General features: G+C 36.9%; 16 protein-coding genes and 1 pseudogene. 14 read left to right on the top strand and 3 right to left on the bottom strand.

What is annotated here, in order from left to right; all coding sequences use genetic code 11:
* Positions 1–340: 340 nt before the first annotated feature.
* The 9 genes and pseudogenes from dcm (at position 341) to F9B85_RS14995 (ending at position 7,442) form a co-directional block, all read left to right on the top strand.
* Positions 341–1,510 (top strand): DNA (cytosine-5-)-methyltransferase, encoded by a 1,170-nt coding sequence (gene dcm, locus F9B85_RS00710; protein ID WP_151617695.1) that lies wholly within the window; start codon positions 341–343, stop codon positions 1,508–1,510.
* Positions 1,511–1,664: 154 nt separating this feature from the next.
* The gene (locus F9B85_RS00705; RefSeq protein WP_151617694.1) at positions 1,665–2,879 is read left to right on the top strand and encodes a type II restriction endonuclease; all 1,215 of its coding nucleotides are present in this window, start codon (positions 1,665–1,667) and stop codon (positions 2,877–2,879) included.
* Positions 2,880–2,949: 70 nt separating this feature from the next.
* Positions 2,950–3,432, top strand: a complete 483-nt coding sequence (locus F9B85_RS00700; protein ID WP_151617693.1) for a DUF192 domain-containing protein — start codon at positions 2,950–2,952, stop codon at positions 3,430–3,432.
* Positions 3,433–3,773: 341 nt separating this feature from the next.
* A complete protein-coding gene (locus F9B85_RS00695) occupies positions 3,774–4,097 on the top strand; it encodes a hypothetical protein (RefSeq protein ID WP_151617692.1) in 324 nt (107 codons plus the stop codon).
* Positions 4,098–4,230: 133 nt separating this feature from the next.
* A pseudogene (locus F9B85_RS15000) lies at positions 4,231–4,676 on the top strand (DUF192 domain-containing protein).
* Positions 4,677–5,148: 472 nt separating this feature from the next.
* The gene (locus tag F9B85_RS00680; protein ID WP_151617690.1) at positions 5,149–6,306 is read left to right on the top strand and encodes a pyridoxal phosphate-dependent aminotransferase; all 1,158 of its coding nucleotides are present in this window, start codon (positions 5,149–5,151) and stop codon (positions 6,304–6,306) included.
* Positions 6,307–6,598: 292 nt separating this feature from the next.
* Entirely contained in the window at positions 6,599–6,757 is a 159-nt protein-coding gene (locus tag F9B85_RS14255; RefSeq protein WP_170270039.1) for a hypothetical protein, read from the top strand.
* A gap of 28 nt (positions 6,758–6,785) precedes the next feature.
* Positions 6,786–6,914, top strand: coding sequence for an HRDC domain-containing protein (locus tag F9B85_RS00675; RefSeq protein WP_151618322.1), 129 nt, complete (start codon positions 6,786–6,788; stop codon positions 6,912–6,914).
* A gap of 267 nt (positions 6,915–7,181) precedes the next feature.
* Positions 7,182–7,442 (top strand): DUF192 domain-containing protein, encoded by a 261-nt coding sequence (locus F9B85_RS14995; RefSeq protein WP_151617689.1) that lies wholly within the window; start codon positions 7,182–7,184, stop codon positions 7,440–7,442.
* A gap of 64 nt (positions 7,443–7,506) precedes the next feature.
* Here the strand turns inward: F9B85_RS14995 and F9B85_RS00665 are convergent, their stop codons facing one another.
* Entirely contained in the window at positions 7,507–8,121 is a 615-nt protein-coding gene (locus tag F9B85_RS00665) for a class I SAM-dependent methyltransferase (protein WP_151617688.1), read from the bottom strand.
* Between the two features lie 159 nt (positions 8,122–8,280).
* On the opposite strand from F9B85_RS00665, the gene F9B85_RS00660 reads away from it, so the two are divergent.
* The 3 genes from F9B85_RS00660 (at position 8,281) to F9B85_RS00650 (ending at position 13,051) form a co-directional block, all read left to right on the top strand.
* Positions 8,281–10,659, top strand: coding sequence for a DEAD/DEAH box helicase family protein (locus tag F9B85_RS00660; protein WP_151617687.1), 2,379 nt, complete (start codon positions 8,281–8,283; stop codon positions 10,657–10,659).
* A 229-nt stretch (positions 10,660–10,888) separates the two neighbouring features.
* Positions 10,889–11,977 carry an HNH endonuclease domain-containing protein gene (locus tag F9B85_RS00655; RefSeq protein WP_151617686.1) on the top strand — a complete coding sequence of 363 codons (1,089 nt, stop codon included), beginning with the start codon at positions 10,889–10,891 and terminating at the stop codon, positions 11,975–11,977.
* Between the two features lie 468 nt (positions 11,978–12,445).
* Positions 12,446–13,051 (top strand): zinc-ribbon domain-containing protein, encoded by a 606-nt coding sequence (locus F9B85_RS00650; RefSeq protein ID WP_170270057.1) that lies wholly within the window; start codon positions 12,446–12,448, stop codon positions 13,049–13,051.
* Between the two features lie 544 nt (positions 13,052–13,595).
* On the opposite strand, the gene istA is transcribed toward F9B85_RS00650, so the two are convergent.
* A complete protein-coding gene (gene istA, locus F9B85_RS00645) occupies positions 13,596–14,522 on the bottom strand; it encodes an IS21 family transposase (protein WP_170270056.1) in 927 nt (308 codons plus the stop codon).
* Between the two features lie 313 nt (positions 14,523–14,835).
* Here istA and F9B85_RS00640 point away from each other — a divergent pair, with 313 nt between their 5' ends.
* A complete protein-coding gene (locus tag F9B85_RS00640; protein WP_151617683.1) occupies positions 14,836–17,667 on the top strand; it encodes a DNA methyltransferase in 2,832 nt (943 codons plus the stop codon).
* 39 nt (positions 17,668–17,706) lie between these two features.
* Positions 17,707–19,680 carry an FRG domain-containing protein gene (locus F9B85_RS00635; RefSeq protein WP_151617682.1) on the top strand — a complete coding sequence of 658 codons (1,974 nt, stop codon included), beginning with the start codon at positions 17,707–17,709 and terminating at the stop codon, positions 19,678–19,680.
* A gap of 954 nt (positions 19,681–20,634) precedes the next feature.
* Here the strand turns inward: F9B85_RS00635 and glgP are convergent.
* Entirely contained in the window at positions 20,635–22,404 is a 1,770-nt protein-coding gene (gene glgP, locus F9B85_RS00630; RefSeq protein WP_279237694.1) for an alpha-glucan family phosphorylase, read from the bottom strand.
* Between the last annotated feature and the right edge of the window lie 180 nt (positions 22,405–22,584).

The following is a 22,584-nucleotide window of genomic DNA, read 5'->3' as shown; positions in this document are numbered from 1 at the left end:
GTTCATTCCTGATCATAATGATTTAATTTATAGTCCCTAACTCCGATAAGAAACTGTTCTTTTGAGGTGTTCCTTCATGAAAATAACAAGCTTAGAGTAAAAAACAATCATAAATAGTTGCTTTATTGAATTAGCATACCATCTTACGCCTTTCCATGACTTTAAAGCTTACAATTATGGTCTAATAGAATAAATAGACAGGTTTGCAAACCAGCACTTGTCTGCAAAGAATGTCAACTCTGAAACATTTGTTCCAAAAAACAAGAGAGTAATCTTGAATCTCTGGGTAAAATATCCTAGAATAGGTATAAGAAATACCTAGAGATTTGAGGTTTTTTAGATGGGTAAACAGATTCATATTAAAGTTTCTGATGATATACATAGGCTATTAAAGGAAGCATCTGCAAAAAACAGAAAGACAGTTCAGGAATATGTCACAACTCTCCTTGAATATTCGCTAAAGGAGCAACTGTCGTTATATTCATTTCTTAATAAAGATACAGATTATCTACAGAAAGAATATTCCTTTCGCTTTATAGATCTTTTTGCCGGTATAGGTGGAATGAGAATAGCTTTTGAAAACGTGAATGGCCATTGTGTTTTCACCAGTGAATGGGACAAGTTTTGTCAAAAAACTTATTATGAAAACTTTGGCGACCTACCTTTCGGTGATATAACAAAAATTAACGAAAAAGATATTCCAGATCATGACATACTGCTTGCTGGGTTTCCCTGCCAACCTTTTTCAATTGCCGGGGTATCTAAAAAACAAAGCCTGGGGAGAGAACATGGTTTTCTTGACAAAACACAAGGTACTCTATTTTTTGATGTTGCTAGAATTATAAAAGAAAAACGGCCCAAAGCATTCTTGTTGGAAAATGTGAAAAACTTGGTGAACCATGATAAAGGAAATACTTTTAAGGTGATTACAAGCACTCTTAGAGATCTAAACTATTTAATATACTATAAGGTTCTAGACGGAAAACATTTTGTTCCTCAGCATAGAGAACGGATTTTTATAGTAGGTTTGGATAAGCATGTATATGGTGAAAATTTTTTATTTGAATTTCCCACATTGCCAGATCCCAATAAATGTGTAAAGGACATTCTTGAAAAAAAGGTGGATCCAAAGTATACCCTTTCTGATAACCTCTGGACATATCTGCAAGAGTATGCAAGAAAACATAAAGCTAAAGGTAACGGCTTTGGCTTTGGGCTTGTAGACCTAAGCGGGGTAAGCAGAACATTGAGTGCTAGGTATTATAAAGACGGTTCAGAAATATTAATTCCTCAAAAAGGAAAAAACCCTAGGAAACTTACCCCTAGAGAATGTGCAAGGTTACAGGGCTTTCCTGAATGGTTTAAGATTGTTGTATCTGATACACAGGCCTATAAACAATTTGGGAATGCTGTAACTGTCCCGGTTGTACAAGCAGTAGCCCAACAACTAGTTAAAACTATAGATTTTAATGTGACCACCTATGAAAGAGAGCAAAGGATTGCACTCTAAAGAATGCATGTAAATTTAGACACGAAAGACAGCTAGTTCTTCAATACTATGCTGTCTTCTTTTTTAAATTTTTAAGTATTAAATATAGTAATGCTTGCTCAATATGCACGAGAAATATAATACTTGCGAAAATCAAGATATGGAGATGAGTCATATGAGGGCTGGTTATCTATCGCAATACTTTGAAGGTGTCGCAATAAAAAAGTTGGCTACAGTAGAAGTAGATGCATCAGTTTCAAATCAGCATGAGTTTAACGGAAATCTTTCACTGCGAAAGTTATTTGGTTATAGTAAAAAAACTTATGAAGCAAAATTTATCAGGCTTTCTGATGATAATGAATCTATAACAGCAACAGGGAAATTAACATGGTACGATGCCAGAGAAAGACATCCATCCCGTTCAGAATATCGTCTATATTTTAACTCTAACGAAGTAATGGATGAAGCTCAAGGGGAAGATTTACTTATTATTTCTAGAAGACCAGATGATCAGATTTATGTTATCGTCGTACCTCAGGGAAGTACTTTTGAGAATCAAATTTTATGGTTGTTTGGCGTTGAAGAGTGTCGCTCAAACTTTACCTATCAGCCTATTGAAGATGGTCACGATCCAGAAGTAAATTTTGCGGTACGATATATTCTTCAAGAGCTAGGGGTGGAAGTTCAAGATAAAGACACATTTTTTTTGGACTCAATAATAGAACCTTATTTAGAAAAAGGATTTCCATCTACTTCAGAATTTTCATTACTTGCACGTAGTTCAATTAAAAATGCACGGCCTCGGGAAGAACCGGATAAGACACTATTACAGTGGATTGAACAGGAAGAAAAACTATTCAGACGACTAGAACGACATGTTGTCTCCATGAGATTGAAAGAAGGTTTTTTACATGACAACGCGGTAGATGTTGATGGATTCATTCAATTCTCTCTAAGTGTGCAAAATCGTAGAAAGGCTCGCGTCGGCTATGCCTTAGAAAATCATTTAGAGGAAATTTTTAAGTCTCACTCAATAACTTACTCACGAAACAGAATAACTGAAAACAAATCGAAACCTGATTTTTTGTTTCCAAACATAGAAGCCTATCATGATCAGAGCTTTCCTACACAGGCACTGGTAATGCTCGGTGTCAAATCAACATGTAAAGATCGCTGGAGGCAAGTACTAACGGAAGCTGCTCGTATCCCCACAAAACATTTATTTACCCTAGAGCCAGGGATCAGCGAAAATCAGACTAAAGAAATGCAAAGTAATAGAGTGCAGTTGGTATTACCCCAAGCGTTACATGAAAGCTACAAGAAAGAACAAAGAAGTTGGCTTATGTCTCTTGAGGAACTATTGATATATATAAAAAACAAGTTGTTATAAGTGTCTATCAAGCTCCAAAATTTATGGTAAGCAAGGTTAGTAGATCTGCTATTCAGGGTATAATGGATTTATGAAAAAGATAGGATTAACGATATTGTTATGCTTGATCGCTGTAGCTTTTATCTTTCTTAATAATCATAGCGACTCTAAGAAAACAATTGAGGAAATACAAAAGGTAACCATATTGATTGAAAAAAGGGATGGAGAAGTCATCCCTTTACAAGTAGAGCTAGCCGATAGACCGGAAAAACAAAATCTTGGGCTTGCGGGACGGGACAGCTTATCCTATAACGAAGGCATGCTTTTTATTTTTCAACAGGATAGGGTAGAGGGATTCTGGATGAAAAATACAAAGATAGCCTTATCAATCGCTTTTATCGATAGCAGTAGTACGATTCTAGAGATACAAGACATGAACCCTTGTTACGATATGCCTTGTCCTATCTATTGGCCAGTTCACCCCTATCGTTATGCTTTAGAAGTCAACCAAGGTTGGTTTCGTGATCAGAAGGTTGAAAAAGGTGATAAGCTTATCTGGCCTTCTGATATTTGATGATACGAAGTTCTCAACTACCCCCCCTAATCGTTTAGAGTAAAGTCACCTTTAGCAAAGGCTAGGGTGACTTTTTTTGTTGTTTTGATTAAATAACATATTTCGACATAGTTTTCAAATAATTAATGATACAATATTGGAAAGAACAAACAACATATTAACCAGCCAAGTTGTGCAAAGCAACCTATGGTTGGTTTTTGTAGTTCGGGATAAAGCAAAGGGATATGGCGAGAGAGCGTATAAGTTAATTCCTGAGATTAAAAGGCTCAAGCAGATGCTGGCACAGTGATATCGTAAACTTTTAGCACTGTCAGTAAATTAATATTTGAGGGGGAAACAAGTTGAGTATTGAAACAACATGGAACAATATTATGATTCGTTTGAAGGAAACATCAGAAGACATAGCAACTGTTCCAAGCAATAAGAAAGAGCCATTATGGTTCAATTGCTACATAGAAAACGGTGATTTATATGTTCAAAATTCAACAACCCGCACACCATCAACAAAAATGTCTCAAAGAAGAAAAATCACAAAGAATGATTTTGAAACGATCTATCCGTATTACTATAGATGGAAGAATGGCGAGAAGCATCTAACGCAAGAAGCTAAAAAGTTGTCAATGAATACAGCGTATATTTTTGCGCTGATTGCTCATTTTGAATAAAAAGGGTTGCGGGGTGCGGGTAGTTTTAAATAGCTATTTGAATATTTATCGCAAGTTATTTTGAATTTCTATAAAGCTTAATATTTATGGTAAGAAAGGTTAGTAGATCTACTAGTCAGAGTATAATGGATTTATGAAAAAGATAGGATTAACAATACTGCTATGTTGGATCGCTGTAGCTCTTATCTTTCTTAATAATCATAGCTTCTCTAAGAAAACGATTGAGGAAATCCGAAAGATAACCATAATGATTGAAAAAAAGGATGGAGAAGTCATCCCTATACAAGTAGAGTTAGCCGATAGACCAGAAAAACACAATCTTGGCCTTGCAGGACGGGACAGCTTATCATATAGCGAAGGCATGCTTTTTGTTTTTCAACAGCATAGCGTGGAGGGTTTCTGGATGAAAACACAATAATAGCCCTATCAATCGCTTTTATTGACAGCAGTGGTACGCTTCTAGAGATACAAGACATGAACCCTTGTTATGATATGCCTTGTCCTATCTATTGGCCTGTTTACCCCTATCGTTTTGCTTTAGAAGTCAACCAAGGTTGGTTTCGTGATCAGAAGGTTTAGAAAGGTGATAAGTTTGTATGGCCATCTGACACTTGATGATATAAAAACAGCTCAGCTCATTTGCTGGGCTGTTTTTATATTTGCAAGCTTCAACTTTCCTGTACTAGGGTTAAGTTTATTTCGTGAGATCTTAGTAGTTTTAATTATCGATAGTTATAGGATGTAAAAATGATAACAGTTTAAGGATCTACCCTTTTCCTTAACAAAGCATTCAACCAGTACTCATCATCTCTTCCTGGACGGACATCGGTTGTCCTCCACATCTTAACAAGCTCTAGTTGCTTGTGCTGAGCGATCAGGTCTCGAAAAGAGTCTTCTCGATAACTGTTAAAGAAGCGACCCTTTCGAATCTTTTCTTTATCTCCATACTTTAATAAGAGAAGCCTTTTAATGCATTATACTCTATGTTTATTGACAAGCACGTTGATAGTAAATATACTTCTCACAGTTAAAAAAATAAGGAGAGTACGTAATGCCGCCAGTTAGCAAAAGGTTACAGCATTTTGGTGAGTCTGTAATTCGAAGAATGACACGAGTAGCTCAAAGTTATGGTGCCATCAACTTATCTCAGGGATTCCCTGACTTTGATCCACCACAGCAGTTGTTAGAGTCTTTGCATAAAGTTTCTTATGAAGGACCACATCAGTATGCAATCACTTGGGGGGCAGCGAATTTTCGAGAAGCCTTAGCTCGTAAGCAAACACGTTTTATGAATCTGCCGATCGATCCGGAGAAAAATATTGTAGTAACCTGTGGCAGTACAGAGGCCATGATGGTTGCCATGATGACAGTCTGCGATCCTGGCGACAAAGTCATTGTTTTTTCACCTTTTTATGAAAACTATGTAGCAGACACAATCTTAACAGGAGCTGAACCGATTTACGTTCCTTTACGTCCACCTGCATATAACTTTGATGAAGCCGAACTTCGTCGAGCCTTTGAACAAAAGCCGAAAGCCTTGATACTTTGCAATCCCGCCAACCCAAGTGGAAAAGTCTTTAGCCTTGAAGAACTTCAATTGATCGCTAAATTTGCTGAAGAATTTGATACTTTTGTGATCACCGATGAAGTTTATGAGCATATTGTCTATGAACCCTATGAGCACAGCTACTTTGCATCCCTTCCTGGAATGTTTAACAGAACGATTTCTTGTAGCTCCCTTTCCAAAACATATTCTATCACTGGTTGGCGACTAGGCTATGTGATAGCACCACCTTACTTGATTGATGGTGCACGCAAAATCCATGATTTTTTAACTGTTGGGGCTGCTGCACCTTTGCAAGAAGCGGCTGTGACAGCGCTAAATTTTTCTGACGACTATTACAGAGATCTAAGGCGGCAATATCAAGAAAAACGCGATACTTTTCTTCAATATTTAAATACTCTTGGCCTTAACTATACGAATCCTCAAGGTGCCTATTATGTCATGGTAGATATTACACCTTTTGGCTATCAAGATGACGAGGCCTTTTGTGAGTGGTTGGCCAAGGAGATTGGTGTTGCCGCTGTACCAGGGTCAAGCTTCTTCCGCGAGCCAATTCATCAATGGATGCGATTGAATTTTGCCAAACGCAAGGAAACATTAGATGAGGCGGGACAACGGTTACTCCGATTAAAGAACTTTGGTTGAGAATAAGTAAAAAAACAGTCCAGCACATTTGCTGGGCTGTTTTTCATTAGTATAAAAAACATATTTCGACAAATTTTTCGAATAGTTAATGATACAATATAAAAAAATGACCGACATATTAACCAGCCAAGTTGTGCAAAGCAACTCTTGGTTGGTTTTTCTTATTATATGGACTGCTATTGGAAAGCATTATCTTTCGAGTTTGGAGGGTTATATATGAGCAAATACATAGGTAGCTATGAAGTCAATTAAGCAACAGTCTATAGAAAAACTGTGAGCAAGGGTGAGCTAATTGTTTTTTAACAAACTTGACAGACCGGTAATTTTAAAAGAAGAAAGTGATGTAACAGACTATATCTCTAAACTCCAAGCCCTGCGAAGTGAGACAAATGGAGCGGTTAAAGCCAAGATAGACCAAGAAATCAAACTTGCTTCTAGAAGAAAAAATTAAACCTTACTACATATTTAACGATAAGCAGATGAAGGCTCTTATTGATAAGATGCCTGATTCTAAAGAGTCTTTATTGAAGGTTTCTGGATTTGGAGATGTGAAAGTTGAGAAGTATGGGGAAAATATTTTGGAGATATTGAAAAGATTCAGACTTTGAAGTAAGCACCAAATAAAGTTTTTGTTTGCGACATCTCCTATTTACCAACAGAAAAGGGCTGGGACTACTTGACTACCGTTAATGAGCTATATCACAAAGAAATCGTTAGATGGGCTATGAACAGTACAATGACACGAGATATAGTCATAGAAGCACTCCTTACTCCAACAACCTAATGAAGATTAACGCTAGGGTTAATCTGTAATCAGAATTATCTGTTAGTTTACCGTTGTATCAGTGGACTGGTTAACTTTTGCTCTAGCATAGGTGGTCAACTTTTGTGTTGATAAAACCAAAAACACAAAGATAGCCTTATCAATCGCATTTATCGATAGCAGTGGTACGCTTCTAGAGATTCAAGACATGAACCCTTGTTATCATATGCCTTGTCCTATCTATTGGCATATTCACCCCTATCGTTATGCATTAGAAGTCAACCAAAGTTGGTTTCGTGATCAGAAAGACAGCTCAGCACATTTGCTGGACTGTCTTTCATATGCAAGCTCCAAGTTTCCTGTACTAGGTTAAGTTTATATCGTGAGATCTTAGTCCTTTTAATTATCGATGCTATAGGATGTTAATAAGAAACAGTTTAAGGATCTACCCTTTTCCTTAACAAAGCATTCAACCAGTACTCATCATCTCTTCTTGGACGGACATCGGTTGTCCTCCATATCTTAACGAGCTCTAGTTGCTTGTGCTGAGCGATCAGTTCTTGAAAAGAGTCTTCTCGATAACTATTAAATAAGCGACCCTTTCGAATCTCTTCTTTATCTCCATACTTAAAAGAGCTATAGAAGAAAGCGCTAGGCTTCATAGCTTTAGTGAATTTAACTAGGATTTCATCTATTGATGAGCGTGGGATATGTAACAAAGAAGCGCAAGCCCAAATTCCGTCAAAGGCTGAATCGAAGTCTACCTGATTAAACGGTAGTTGCTGGGCCTGTACACCTGTGAGTTGAGAGCACTTCTCAACCATAGCGACAGAGGCGTCAATTGGCGTGACTAGAAAACCTTGCTTCAAAAAATAGAGGCTGTCACGACCAGAGCCGCATCCAGCATCAAGGATCGTTCCCCCCGGTGGCAATTTTTCTATAAAAAGTTGATAGAGTTCCGTTACATCAGCATTTACAGTGGAATGGTAAAACTCTTCGGCATGATCATCATAATATTGGATTGTATCTAGCTCTGCTTGGGAGATTTTCATAGACAGACGCTCCTTTTTGATTTTGACAAGTAGCTTATTCTTGCATCGATTTCCAAATGGTTTCTTGTTGCAATTTGGAAAAGACGTCCATTTTCGGAGAAGAAGATAATCATCCTTCTAAAGATATATAAAACTATAGTAACAGTGAGGTGGATTCCATTGTCTAACGCCATTGTGGGAAAAGAGGATCATCTGCTGTCCTATTTGACAAAGTCTATCACCAAAGCACAGAATATTCGACTAATCATTGCTTTTATTATGGAATCGGGGGCCAAGAAGATTACCGATCATCTCCAAGTGGCTGCTCAACGAGGCGTGCCAATTCAAATCCTTACAGGAAGATATATGGCGGTGACAGAACCGTCTGCGATTTACTACCTTAAAGACAGACTTGGCGCTTCATTAGATATTCGTTTTTTTTATGAAAGAACTCGTTCTTTCCACCCCAAGGCTTATATTTTTGAGCATGGCAAAGGAGAAGGTGAAATCTATGTAGGTTCATCTAACCTGTCTTTATCAGCACTTACTTCAGGAGTGGAATGGAATTTCCATTTTACCACTGCCGAACATCAGGATCAGTATCAGAAGTTTACGAACACCTTTGAAGATCTATTTTATCATCATTCGGAAAAGATCACAGATAAAGTGCTACAAGAATATGCTGCCCACTGGAAAAAACCATCATTTGTAAAACACGAAGAGGCCTTCGAATCAGAAAAAAAGGGAAAAACGGAAGCCGTTGCGGTTGTAGAACCAAGGGGTGCTCAGATAGAAGCCCTATTTGAGTTGAAAAGAGCTCGATCAGAAGGAGTGAACAAAGGAATCGTAGTTGCTGCTACTGGGGTTGGAAAGACCTATTTAGCGGCCTTTGATTCTTTGAACTTTAAGCGCATTCTTTTTGTGGCTCACCGAGAGGAAATTCTGCGACAGGCGGAGGCCTCCTTTAAACAAATCCGTCCGAATACTAAGACCGGAATGTTTGCCGGATTTCGCAAGGATGAAGTAGCAGATATTTACTTTGCTACAATTCAGACCTTAAGTCGAAGTCAGCATCTTGAAAAATTTTCACCCGATTATTTTGATTATATCGTTGTCGACGAGTTTCACCATGCCGGAGCGGATAGCTATCTCAATATACTTAATTACTTTCGTCCCAAATTCTTGCTGGGCTTAACAGCGACGCCTTTTCGGTCGGACAATCGGGATATTTTCGCTCTCTGTGATGACCATCTGATTTATGAGATCTACCTAAAAGATGCGATTAACAGAGATCTGCTGGTCCCTTTTGATTACTACGGTGTTTTCGACGAAACAGATTATTTCGAGGTAGCTTACCGCAATGGCAAGTACGTGCTGGAAGAGCTGGAAATGCAGTTGCTACGCCAAGAGCGGGCTGACTTGGTGCTTAATCATTACCGAAAGCTAGCCGGAGAACGGACCATTGGCTTTTGTGCTTCCATTCACCATGCTGACTTTATGTCTGCTTACTTTAATGAAAAAGGAATTCCGGCAACTGCCGTACATAGTGGACGTAATGAATCAGGACAATCCATGGAGCGTGTTGAGGCGATCAATGCAATCAACAATGGTGATCTCCAAGTCATTTTTGCTGTAGACATCTTTAATGAAGGTATTGATATCCCCAGCATCGATACGGTCATGTTTTTGCGTCCCACTGAGTCAATGGTAATCTTCCTGCAACAACTGGGCCGGGGTCTACGTAAGTATGAGAGGAAAGAGCGGTTGACCGTACTTGACTTTATCGGCAATTACAAAAAAGCCCATTATATCCCCAGTCTTTTGGCCGGCGATAATCCGATGGATCCGAAAACTCAGCGGATCAGAAAAATTCAAAATTACGATTTTCCTGACAACTGCCGTGTACAGTTTGATATGAAAGTGATTGAACTTTTTGAACAACTGGCTAACAACGACCCACTTCCCAAGCGAATGCGTGATGAGTACTTCCGCATTAAAGAGCAGATTGGCAGAAAACCTTGGCGTGTCGATATGTTTAAGGGATGCGATATACCTACGCGAGAGTATCTTAAGCGTGGGTGGTTACGTTTCCTTGCCGATATTGAAGAGTTAACTGAGGAAGAGAAAAGCTGGTTAGATACCATCGTTGAGCAGTTTTTTAGGCAGGTAGAAAAAACATCGATGGCCAAGCTCTATAAGATCCCGACGATTGGGGCATTTATCGATGGGGATAAGCTACACCTTCAAGTTCCATTAAAGACCATCGGGGAACGTTTTCAGCACTTTTACCATGAATATCCACTTCATCAAAAAGACTTGCAGGATAAATCCAATTCAGATTGGCGTAACTGGGTGCTTGATGATTTTATGAAGCTAGCTAAGAAAAATCCAGTTCACTTTCTCAGTAAAGGGAAAGAGTCCTTTTTTCATTACGATGAGATTAACCGCATTTTTTCACTGCCTAAGGAGTTAGGTGAATATGCTACTCCTGCATTGACAGATCACCTTAAAGATATATTGGACTATCGACGATTAAGTTTTAGCCGAAGGTTTAAGTAATAACGAGTGAGATATCTAAAAGATGCGATCTACGGTGATAGAAAAGATTAATATAGTTAGCGAAACTCCAAGAAATTAGTTGAAGTTAGCACAAGAACTTGTGGTTGGTTATGAATTATTTTGAATTTCCATTAGAATACATTGCAATCTATCTTTGAGGTTTTAATATGAACAGATATATTAAGTAGCTATAATAGTCATTAACAAGAATTTCTTGGGGGGAATTTGCATGAATTATCTTCCTAGATACAAAGAACTAAAAGTCAATGTATTGAGTAATGTTTTTTCAAAAACTACAAGCTCTTATAAATATTTGTTTTTTATGTCTTTACTTGAACTAATTCGTGACAATGGGTTTGATATTAAAAAAGCTATTTCTTTTAATGATATTGCTAAAAATATGCTAGTGAATGCATGGTATCCTCACACCTTCTTTCGGTTATCTTTTGGTAAACAAGATCAAATCGGACAAGTATTAGATGGATTGAATATTCAATCGAAAGCACATAACAAAGATTCATTACTTAAGGAATTTGAAAAAAATCATATTGGATATCAGTTGCTTCGATATGTTCCTTATCGTTTTCTGCGCCCCTTTTTTATACAGTTACGTGGAATTCCGGATAGTAAACTTAATATAGATAGAGAGATTTTTCTATTAGCTACTGAAAAATTTGAAGAGGTGAAACCATTATACCGCTTTGTTGAATCAAGAGATGCACTATTTATCCATCCAGAATGGATGGAGTATATTAGAGTGAACTATACTATATTAGAAGGTTGGGTAGCATGGAATTGGTTAGGGTATATGCAAAGAAAAAATCCTAACGTTCCAGCATTGGCTAAAAAGCTGTTCCCAGTCATTCGTAGAGAACCTTTAACAGCTCAAACAAAATATTGGCGTACTGTTTCCCAATATATACAGATTCGATGTATATATAGTGATGAAATAGTTACTAAGATTAACCTAGATCACTATCTGCCCTGGTCATTTATTGTACACAATCATTTGTGGAACTTGGTGCCTGTTACTAAAGAGGCAAATTCTCAAAAGAGCAATTTGCTACCATCTTCTATATACTTTGATAAATTTGTTGAACTTCAATATCAAGGCTTAGTAGTTACACATAAAAACCTACCTTTTTCAAAATGGCAAAAGTATGTCGAACCTTATATTGTTGATCTAAGATTGAAGGATGATTCTGATTTGTTGAATTATAAGCGGATAAATAAAGCTTATAGTGAAGTTATGGAACCACTAAGAACTTTGGCAGCAGGACAAGGTTTTTTGGATGGCTGGGTTTATCGTTATAGCTAAAGAGATTCATTATTAAGAATGGAAGAACTAACGTCTTTTTATATTGCACAGATAAAAAGGGCAGAGTCATGATTTAAGAAGATTATCCACATAACATTCCTCGTATTTTCGTTTCCTTGCTTTATCCGTTAATTTCATGTAGATGCGCACAGTTCTCTTGTTTTCATTTTTGTTCAATAGAACGGATGCTTAACCTCTTTTTTTGATTGCTAAGAAATAAGGCTTTTTCTTGACACTCCTTATCCCTCGTCTGTAAGTATTTCTGCAGGAAGCAAGCACATCTTTCATCAATATCAACTTTTCTGGTTTTATTTCCCTTGCCAGTAACTACGAGTGAGACACTTCTATGGAAAAAGTGAGCCACCTTTCCAACGGTTTTGAGCCACACAACACACAAAGCTACTAACTATGAGTGATACCGCAGAGCTATTTCCTCGTATAAAAAATTATAAAAAGGAAGTGTTTAGATTGGCTCTTATAAATTGTCCCGACTGCGATAGACAGGTTAGCGATAGAGCTAATGCATGTCCGCAATGTGGTTTTCCCATCAGCCAGTTATCACTAATGGCTATTGGGCAGATATCTACTGAAGAACTTAAATTTCCCGACTTGCCTACTGACCTATCTATAGGTACGCAACTAGTAAACTGGTTTTATAACGCTTATATAAAAGGTACTTTTGACCCACAAAAAAACATTGTCAAAGGTATCCCTGAGGGGAGTATAAATGTTACATTGCACAAAAAGGGAATTGCCATTAATAGATATTTCGAAAATCTTTTGAAATTACACGATTCTCAGATCATATCTCTCAAATACTTAAGTGATAAAGAATTACGAGATAAATCGGCATTGGGTAGGGCTATTGTCGGCGGTGTTTTACTAGGTCCTCTTGGAGCTGTTTTAGGCGGATTATCAGGAGTTGGTCAGGAAACAAGAAGCAAATATCATTTAATTATAAATTACTGGAGCATTGGGACAAAAGAACCCACGGCAATTATCATTGACTGTAAAGATACACCACAGTTATTCATCGAAAGATTTGAAAAAAGGATAAAGAAAGATAACTCATAAGATTGGCGTATTCGTTTGGTCTCAGCAGAAACTCAAAGAGGGTCTATCAGCTTAAATTAATTATATTGGAAAAGATTTGTTAAATTTCATTTTTTTGAGGATCTATAAAAAATCACGCTTGCTCGGAAGGACAATCCAGGCGGCATTGTTTATGCGACATGCTGTAAATAATGCACTTTACCGTTAGTGGCTCAGCTTCCAGAAGGGTGCTCAAACAAACGTAAGATGAGTTCGTTTGCGAAGTTGCTGAGAAAGGTGAACGTTATTTTAAATTTGGTGGTATTTGTGCCCTTATTAGTGCAAGTGCATAATTTAGACAGGAGAATCATTAGAACTCATAACTAAAAATTTTAAACTATTAGAGATCTCTCACTGAGTAGTGCGATTAGGAGTAAACACTACCGTTTTGCGTTTCTATTAAGACAATAGCCAGCGGTTGGCACACAAGGAATAAGTCAAGTCCATGTAATTGAAGGTCTTAGTAATCTAACCCAGATCGCCAGACACAATACCACATGCAGGTGATGATGCAAAGTCTGTACCTTCAGGCCTGCATATTGACCCGTACCCGATTTGTTGAACACCTAAGAGTGAGATAAAATACTCTTTGCTGATTACGTCCCCTTGGCCTAGCATTCAGTTTGCGGCAACGTTCTTCAATCCAGTTATTGAGGGCCTCGATGGTAGGGAATTCAGGTACTGGAGTGAAGATGTGCCACTTAACGTAGCGAGCTAGAGCCTCTATTCCACCTTTTTCGTTTCCCCTAGATCGATTGCAAAATTCACTATCAAAGCCATGGTGAGCCCGAAACTTGACAAAAGCATCCTGTTCCTCTCGTTTACGTCCTACAAGTACACGCTTAACTGCAGTTTTTAGGTTATCGTAGAGAATACTTTGTGGTACGCCATTAAAAAACGTAAATGTCTTCTCGTGGGCATCAAAAAATGCTTCTTGTCTCTGGTGTGGGTAAAAACGAACATAAAAAGCTCTGCTGTTGCTAAACCGCATTAAAAATAAATCGCCCTTAATGTCCCTACCGTTGATTCTTGCCACAGCAGGGGTCCAATCACATTGAGCACGGCCAACGGGGTCATGGTCTAGAGGAACATAGGTTTCAACACGTTCAATGTTCAATTCATGCTTTATTTCCTTTACCCAACCCCTAACCGTTGATGCACCGCCTGTAAAACCTTTCTCCTCTTGAAGGCGTTCAAAGATACGACTCGCGGTGTAGCGTTGTTTCGGTGGAGCTGTTAGATTCTCGACTATCCAATCCCTATTGATGGGAGCATATTGTTCTTTAAGTGGTGCTGGCGGCGGTACATTTCTTTTGTACTGTGTAACTTCTTCTACAGAACCATATAGGATTTTGAGGATTGTTTGGCGAGAAAGCCCAGTATCCCTAGAAATTTGTCGGATTGACTTACGTTCCTTAATGTGAAGATCTTTGATATACTTATATGTATCCACCTTGATCATCCTTTTCTACCTGCCTTTGCTGTTGTCTCGTCAACTCCAGCTTAGCAGGTTTGATGGTCAGGGTGGTCAACTTTTTTTCTAGCGTTTTTTATTCTAGTGGTCAATTTTTATTATAGCGATTGCATCTGGAATGTTTTTCAGCTCAACACTTATTGTTATCCATTTTATTCAAAGGAATTATTAAGGTGTTTGTAGAATGAATCTATTTAATTATTATAAAAGCCGATTCGTTAATTTGATTGGCTAGAGTCCAGCATTAGTGAGTGCAGATAATAAAAAAGCTTGAGTATAAAGGATGGAGTATATGAACGGTGATTTTAAAGAGCGTTTGCGAGATTTTGTTGAGTGGTGGAGATGCTATTGTAAAGGTGATGAAAAAGGAGAAGCACAAATTTTCTTAGATCGACTGTTTCAGGCTTTTGGGCATAAAGGAATACTAGAAGCTGGTGGAACATTGGAGTTCAGGATTCGTGCGAAAAAAGGAGTAAACTTTGCAGATTTAGTTTGGAAACCAATACTTTTAATAGAGATGAAAAAGAGAAACACCGATCTTTCTAAACATTATGAACAAGCATGGAAATACTGGATAGAGCTAATCCCCGATAGACCACGATATGTAGTGTTGTGCAATTTTGATGAATTTTGGATTTATGACTTTAATTATCAATTGTATGAACCCATGGATAAAATAAAAGTAGACAATCTTCCTGAACATTGGGGAGCTTTGGCTTTTCTATTACCTGAAGTAAAAAAACCTGTGTTTAGGAACAACTTAATTGAGGTTACTGCAGGAGCAGCAGAAAAAGTAGCTGATTTGTTTAAATCTTTGATAGCTAGAGGCATAGAACGGGAAGTTGCACAAAGATTTGTGTTACAGTGTGTATTAGCTAGTTTTTCAGAAGACATCGACTTACTTCCCAAATATTTATTTACTACTTTAGTTGATGAGTGCTTAAGAGGAAAAAGTTCATATGATTTACTAGGGGACTTGTTTCGTAGAATGAATGAACCCGGTGAAACTGCATATGGACGTTATAAAGGGGTGGATTATTTTAACGGAGGACTGTTTGCTACTGTAGAACCCTTAGAACTTAATACAGATGAACTGAACTTATTATATGAAGCTTCTTATAAATATGATTGGTCAAAAATAAAGCCTGCAATATTTGGGACAATATTTGAAGATTCTATGAATCAAAATGAAAGACATGCTACAGGTGCCCATTTTACAAGTGAGAATGACATTCAAAAGATTGTTTATCCCACTATAGTAGTACCTTGGAGAAATCGCATAGAATCAGCAACAACAATTAAAGAATTAAATAATTTATTAAATGAGATATGGTCATTCAAGGTACTTGATCCTGCCTGTGGGTCAGGGAATTTTTTGTATATAGCATATAGGGAATTGAAAAGGGTAGAGAAAAGCATTATTGATAAAATAAGAGAAGTAAGAATTAGGAACAAGAGTAAAAACAGAGAAGAAACAGGTCTGTCTTTTTTGTCGGCTGCAAATTTTTATGGTATCGATATTAGCAACTTTGCGGTAGAACTTGCGAAAGTTACATTAATGATAGCTAAAAAACTTGCTTACGATGAGTTGCATGTTCACGAAGATGTATTACCTTTAGAAAACTTAGACGATAATATTATTTGCGCAGATGCTCTATTTGTTGATTGGCCTGAGGTAGATGCAATAATAGGAAATCCGCCATTTCAGTCTAAGAATAAAATGCAAGATGAGTTTGGTACAGAGTATTTACATAAACTAAGAAGTAGCTATAGTAGAATCCCAGGAAGAGCAGATTATTGTGTATATTGGTTTAGAAAAGCTCATGAAGTTATGAAGCCTAATTCAAGAGCTGGATTAGTTGGTACAAATTCAATCAGACAAAATTATTCAAGAATCGGTGGTTTAGACTATATTACTCAAAATAATGGGACTATTGTTGAAGCAGTGTCTAATCAATTATGGTCAGGAGATGCAAATGTACACGTTTCAATAGTTAATTGGATAAAAGGCGATTTTTCTGGAAGAAAAAAACTTATACTTAAGGATAAGATTATAGATGACATAGGCGTGATCACTAGTAGTTTGATGCCAGGTGTAGACCTCAATGTAACAAAAACATTAAAGTGTAATGAAAATTCTAAAGGTTGTTATCAAGGACAGACACATGGCCATGAGGGTTTTTTATTAACGCCAGAACAAGCAATAGAGTTAATTAAAGAAGAGAAGAACCTTGATGTTGTTTTCCCGTATCTTGGAACTAAAGATTTATTTGTTAAAAAGAACAGATTGCCTTCAAGGTATGTAATTGATTTCCAATCTAAAAATGTAGTGGAAGCTAGAGCATACTCCAAACCATTCAGTTTGATTATGCAAAAAGTTTTGCCAGTTCGAAAGAAAAAAGCTATGCTGGAACAAGAAAGAAATAAAAAGATACTAGACATAGATCCTGATGCAAAAGTAAATAAACATCATAATAATTTTTTAAGATACTGGTGGCGCTTATCTTACGCTAGAGAAGAATTAATTGAACAAATATCAAAAATAAAAAGATATATAGTTTGTTCCCAAGTTACTAAACGACCAATATTTGAGTTTATTAGCTCAAGAATTAGACCTAACGCTTCGTTAATAGTGTTTCCTTTTGAAGATGATTATAGTTTTGGAATATTACAATCTTCAGTCCATTGGTCTTGGTTTACAGCAAAATGCTCTACATTGAGAGAAGATTATAGATATACATCAAATACAGTATTCGATACATTTCCCTGGCCACAAACACCAAGTTCAGAAAATATTATTAAGGTTGCTAAAGCAAGTAGAGAACTTAGACAGGTTAGAGACTTTTTGTTAAAAGAAAATAATTTAAATTTGCGTGAACTTTATAGAACTATGGAGCTACCTGGTGAAAATCCACTAAAAAAAGCCCAGCAAAAACTGGACTATGCTGTTATTGAAACTTATGGATTCACAAAAAAAGATTATTTAGAAGAGCTACTTAATCTTAATCTAAATATATATCAAAAAGAGGAAGAAGGTCAGCATGTTCTTGGCCCAGGTTTACCAAATATAACGACAATAAGTTATAACGATGTGTTTTCTGACGACTACCTTAAAATGGAATAAAACTATCCGAAGCTATTACATATAAGATAGGGGGGTTATATGGAGCAAATTAACACTGTTGATGATTATTTAAAAAAAATATCGCGATATGACATTTACAAGAATGTGTTCTACAGAGGCCAATCAGAAGAGTATAAGGATATCACATCAAGCATTTCTAGAGATAAAGAATATACAAAAAACGAAAATTCCATATACAGAGAAGCAATTAGTATGAAAACGGTAGAGTTTGATAACTTAATCACTCCGATTGAGCGTTTATCTAAAATGCAACATTATGGTATTCCAACAAGACTAGTAGATTTAACTGTTGATCCCTTAATCGCTCTTTTCTTTGCTGTCAACACGGTTGACGATAAATCACATGGAAATGTATATGTATTTGTTCAGCCAGAGCATTCCTTGAATGATAAAAGGATTAAACTATTGTCACTTCTGGCAACATTAGAATCATTTGAACTAGAAGGGATAAAAAGTTCCTATCAAGAATGCTATTCAGAAAATATAACTGAAGATGAAATATTAGAATTTGCGTCAGAAGGAGCATTTATTGAGCACTCTGTTAAACTTCAAGAATCTAATGAAAGATTATTTTGCCAGAAGGGCACATTTGCTATCTGTGGTAATAAAATTGTTGGCAAGGAGATAAAAAAAGATGTACTGCCCTTGGATTCAATTAAGCCAACAATGGTGATAAGGATTCCTTTTGAACATAAAAAAGCTGCTAAAAAGGAGCTTGATGAAAAGTACAATATTAATGAGACAACGATATATCCAGAGTTTCCGTCGGTTGCTGACTATTTGAAGGAGAAGTACAAAACTGCAGATTTTAATCTGGATGGCACATATAACATCCTTGAAGTTTCTCATGCAGGTGCTAGAAAATGCTCTGTTGTAGCGGTATTAAATAAAGCTATGCAGATTGAAGAAGTCAAACATGTTGGAATTCAGATTATTAATCATTATAAAAAAAGTAACGATGTCGTATGGATTTATATTGCGAAGAACTGCGATGACTATGTCATGCGAAACTGGTTAATAAAAGGTCAGTGGATAAGAGAATCTTTAGATCCTATATTTAAACCACAGCTCATTGGAGAGAAGGACGAGCTAGGCTATATATGGCGTTTTGAAAAGTATTACAGTACACTTTCTGATTACTATAATGAGTATACCTTCGTAGATGATAAAATTCTCTTTACACAAAACATGAAAACATTTGAAAAATTCGAGCTTCAGTATAAATATATGTTTGATGCTTTTCAGAGTGGAAATATTGACGACTTACAGAAATATGTAACTGAAAATGGAAGTGTAATCACTAAGTTTTTTCTAGAGTTCAGTGATTATGGACACTCAAGAAATGATAAATTTAATAAATACTTGAGTAATTTTCAAGAAGTAGCTTTACATCTGGATAACGTGATGTTTTGGTTAAAAAAAGAAGGGTTGAATTTTAATACCAAAAGATATCAGGTTTCAAAATGTTTTCTAGATGCGAAGGTGCATTTTTATGAAATAAAGGAGCAAGCTGCATATTGGAAAGAAACAATAGGTCTTTCTGATAATGAGTACAATGAAATAGAAATTAAAAAAATTAAGAGAAAAGTATACCAATATACACAAACTATACCTTTAAACCCGAATGGATTAGATGTAGTTTTTAATCTTGATATTACACGAAACAGTGACAATACAATTAATGTAAAAGGAACAACTAATCTTTTTGACAAGGCTTCATTGATTATCTCGTTAAGAAATTCAAGTGGTTTATTAGCACAGAATAAGTCGTTGGTAGAAAATGGTCGGTTTGATTTTGGTAGATTAGGAAAAGAAGGTGAAGGTTTTGTTAAAGGTAAATATAAAGCAAATATTTCTCTTGCTATTCCTTCAGTTCAAAATAAAGAATTCGTTCTTAAAGCAGGAATAGAGTATGAGAACTTAAAAGGCGAATGTATTAATAGAAGCGGGATTGGACCGACGATTAACTATACCGAAGAGTTTGAACTTTAGCGATTACCTTTTTAGACCTTGATTTATACAGAAATAGTCTTAGTCTTAAAAAGCCAGTAACTCTCCGATTTTGCATCAGAGAGTTACTGGCTTTGGTTTTTTATATAAAAGCAAAGTCGATTCAAGCTATAGTCTATAGAGCTCTTTACGCAGGTAAGAGATGAAAGCATATTGTTTCATAAAGAAAACCCATGAAAAAAAAGCCCTAAAACCCAGCGTAGGATCATCCTAGTTTACATAATACCTATTATGTGAAGTCTGGAGAAGTGATTTTTCGGTCCTTTTACGAAGCTTTATAAACCAACTCATATCTAGTAATTTTATCTGGTCCGGCGCTGTCGGCGCTGTACACTAAAGTTGTCCGGCTAATCAATTACATCTAATATAACTACTAACCTACGAATTATCTAAGCGCCACTTATGATTCTATCTATAAGTTAAGTATCTTTTGCCATCAAATATCTTTTACAGCATCACTTTCAATGCACTGCCATAAACAATAATGAACTACCAAATGCCAATATCAATGTATCTCAAGCTTAGACAAGAACCACACAACTAATTAAGTCAAAACTTAATATCCCGAGTCAGATTTATCGTAAAAAGACAGCTGAATTAACAGTTAAGACCGATTTTAAGACCGAATTTCCAAGTCGTAAGCTCAAATACAGGAAACCATATATATAAGGCTCACTAGGGTTAACTGATAAAACCTCAGACCATATGATTAAAAAGCTTCTAGACTTTTTTTCCGACTCCATAGCAATTGAATATCCAAATATCTTAAAACCTCTAAAAACTTCTTGTCATTTCCTAGATAACTGTATTATGTAAACTAAAGTGTCAAAGTCCGAGGCACCTACCCCCTCTCTAGGAATAGATGCCTCTTTTCTGTGTAGATGTTTTATCCTGTAGCTTGCTTATCTAATAAACTCGTAATGAATCTTATTTACATTAAGGATAAAAGCCTTGGTAAGGCATGTGTCTACCATGCTCTTCTACTGGATTTTGTATAGCATGTTCTACATTGCTGTAACGATACTCTTCTTTACCGTCTTGGATATCCTTTGTTACCTGGTACATTAACTCATAGTACTCTCGAATCATGCGATGAGATGAAAAATGCCAACGTGACATATCGATACTTGCTCTCATCATCTCTACCCATAACTCTTGATTGTTATAGTACGTTGGGATTACTTCATTCAGGAGTACGTGGTAAAGCTCTCTTAAATCGCCCTCATCTTGCTCCCACTCTTGTAAGTTTCCAGTGTTTTGTGGGTTGATTAACCAACCGCTTACACCATGTTGCAGACCTTCTCCTACCCAGCCGTCAATGACGCTTAGGTTAAGCACGCCATTCATGGCCGCTTTCATTCCTGAAGTACCACTAGCTTCAAGTGGTCTTCTTGGATTATTAAGCCAGACGTCACAACCGCGGATCATATAGTGAGCTACTTCCATATTGTAATTTTCGATGAAGATAACGCTGTCTTTGTATTTCCGATCCATAAGCACAAGTTGTTGAATAATATCTTTACCGATGCCGTCTTTAGGATGAGCTTTTCCGGAGAAGACTAGTTGTATCTTGCCTTCACGCAACAAAGGTTCAATGATTTCTGTAGTTCGGAAGATTAGATCACTTCTTTTATAAGGCGCCGCGCGACGAGCAAAGCCGACTAGCAAGGCATTAGGATTAACACGGCTACCCGTTTTGTTCTCTATAAATTGGATAAACTCATTTTTGTTATCCATGTGCGCTTTCCAGAGGTCGCCTTTTTGCTCAAAAGCTTGACGAATACGACTATCTTGCCAGGTATAGTTATGAACACCATTGGTAATCGAAATAATGTTAGAGGCACGGGGCACATTTTTCCACATTCTCGACGCTGTTACACCATGGAGTTTTGATACGGCATTAGATACATGGGCTAGAGACAGCCCTCCCGCTGTCATGTTAAAGGGATCGCCACCAATTTCTCTAACTTGTTCATACGTTAAGCCGTTATAAGCATCCATAAAGGAAAGTAAATCGTGTCTGTGAATTTCATTTCCTGCTTCTACAGGCGTGTGTGTTGTGAAGACAATTTCTTTTCTTGTTTCTGCCCAAGCATCTTCAAAAGAAAGAGCCCGTTTATTCATTTTCTCTTTAATAAGTTCAAAACCGGCAAAGACAGCGTGTCCTTCATTCATATGATAGATATCTACGTTAATTCCTAAGGCTCTTAAGGCACGAACGCCACCTACGCCTAAGATTACCTCGGCAGCTAGTCTATCTTGATCTTCGCCACCATAGAGTCTTCTGGTCATCCAACCGTGCTTACTGCCTGGGAAATTAGTGTCTAATAAATATAAGGGTATATTGCCATATTGTTCTACTTTGTGAACTTTACAAGTTACATTTTCGCCACGCACGTTAACTTGTACTGTCACACCGGTGTCTTGTACATTGTCAAATTGAAAATCTGGATAGACGTCATAAGGTCGGCCGTCTTCACCAATAAATTGCTCCGTGTAATCTTGTTTCCATAAGATACCTAGAGCTACCATAGGTAAAGAAAGGTCATGAGCCGCTTTAATATAGTCACCGGCTAAAACTCCTAGACCTCCTGCGTAAATAGGTAGCTTGTAATGTAGTCCATATTCCATACAAAAATATGCAACTCTAGGGAAATATTTACGTTCACTATAAATGTTCACCTTACTTCTGGTGACAGTTGTCACCAGTTTCACCTCCTCATAGCAAGAACAATCCTCAATCTTTGTTCCCCTTTATATTGTGCATCTATGTTAAAGTCATACGACCTAAAAAAGATTCCTTCATCTATCTGATTGCATGTAAGAATTATTAATCTAAATGGATGTAAGAATTTTGATACTATGCTATAATGTTGGCTGGATAGG

The organism is Heliorestis acidaminivorans (assembly GCF_008933955.1).
Taxonomy (GTDB): domain Bacteria; phylum Bacillota; class Desulfitobacteriia; order Heliobacteriales; family Heliobacteriaceae; genus Heliorestis; species Heliorestis acidaminivorans.
The sequence above is the reverse complement of the archived record's forward strand: the minus strand, read 5'-3'. Positions and strand labels throughout refer to the sequence as shown.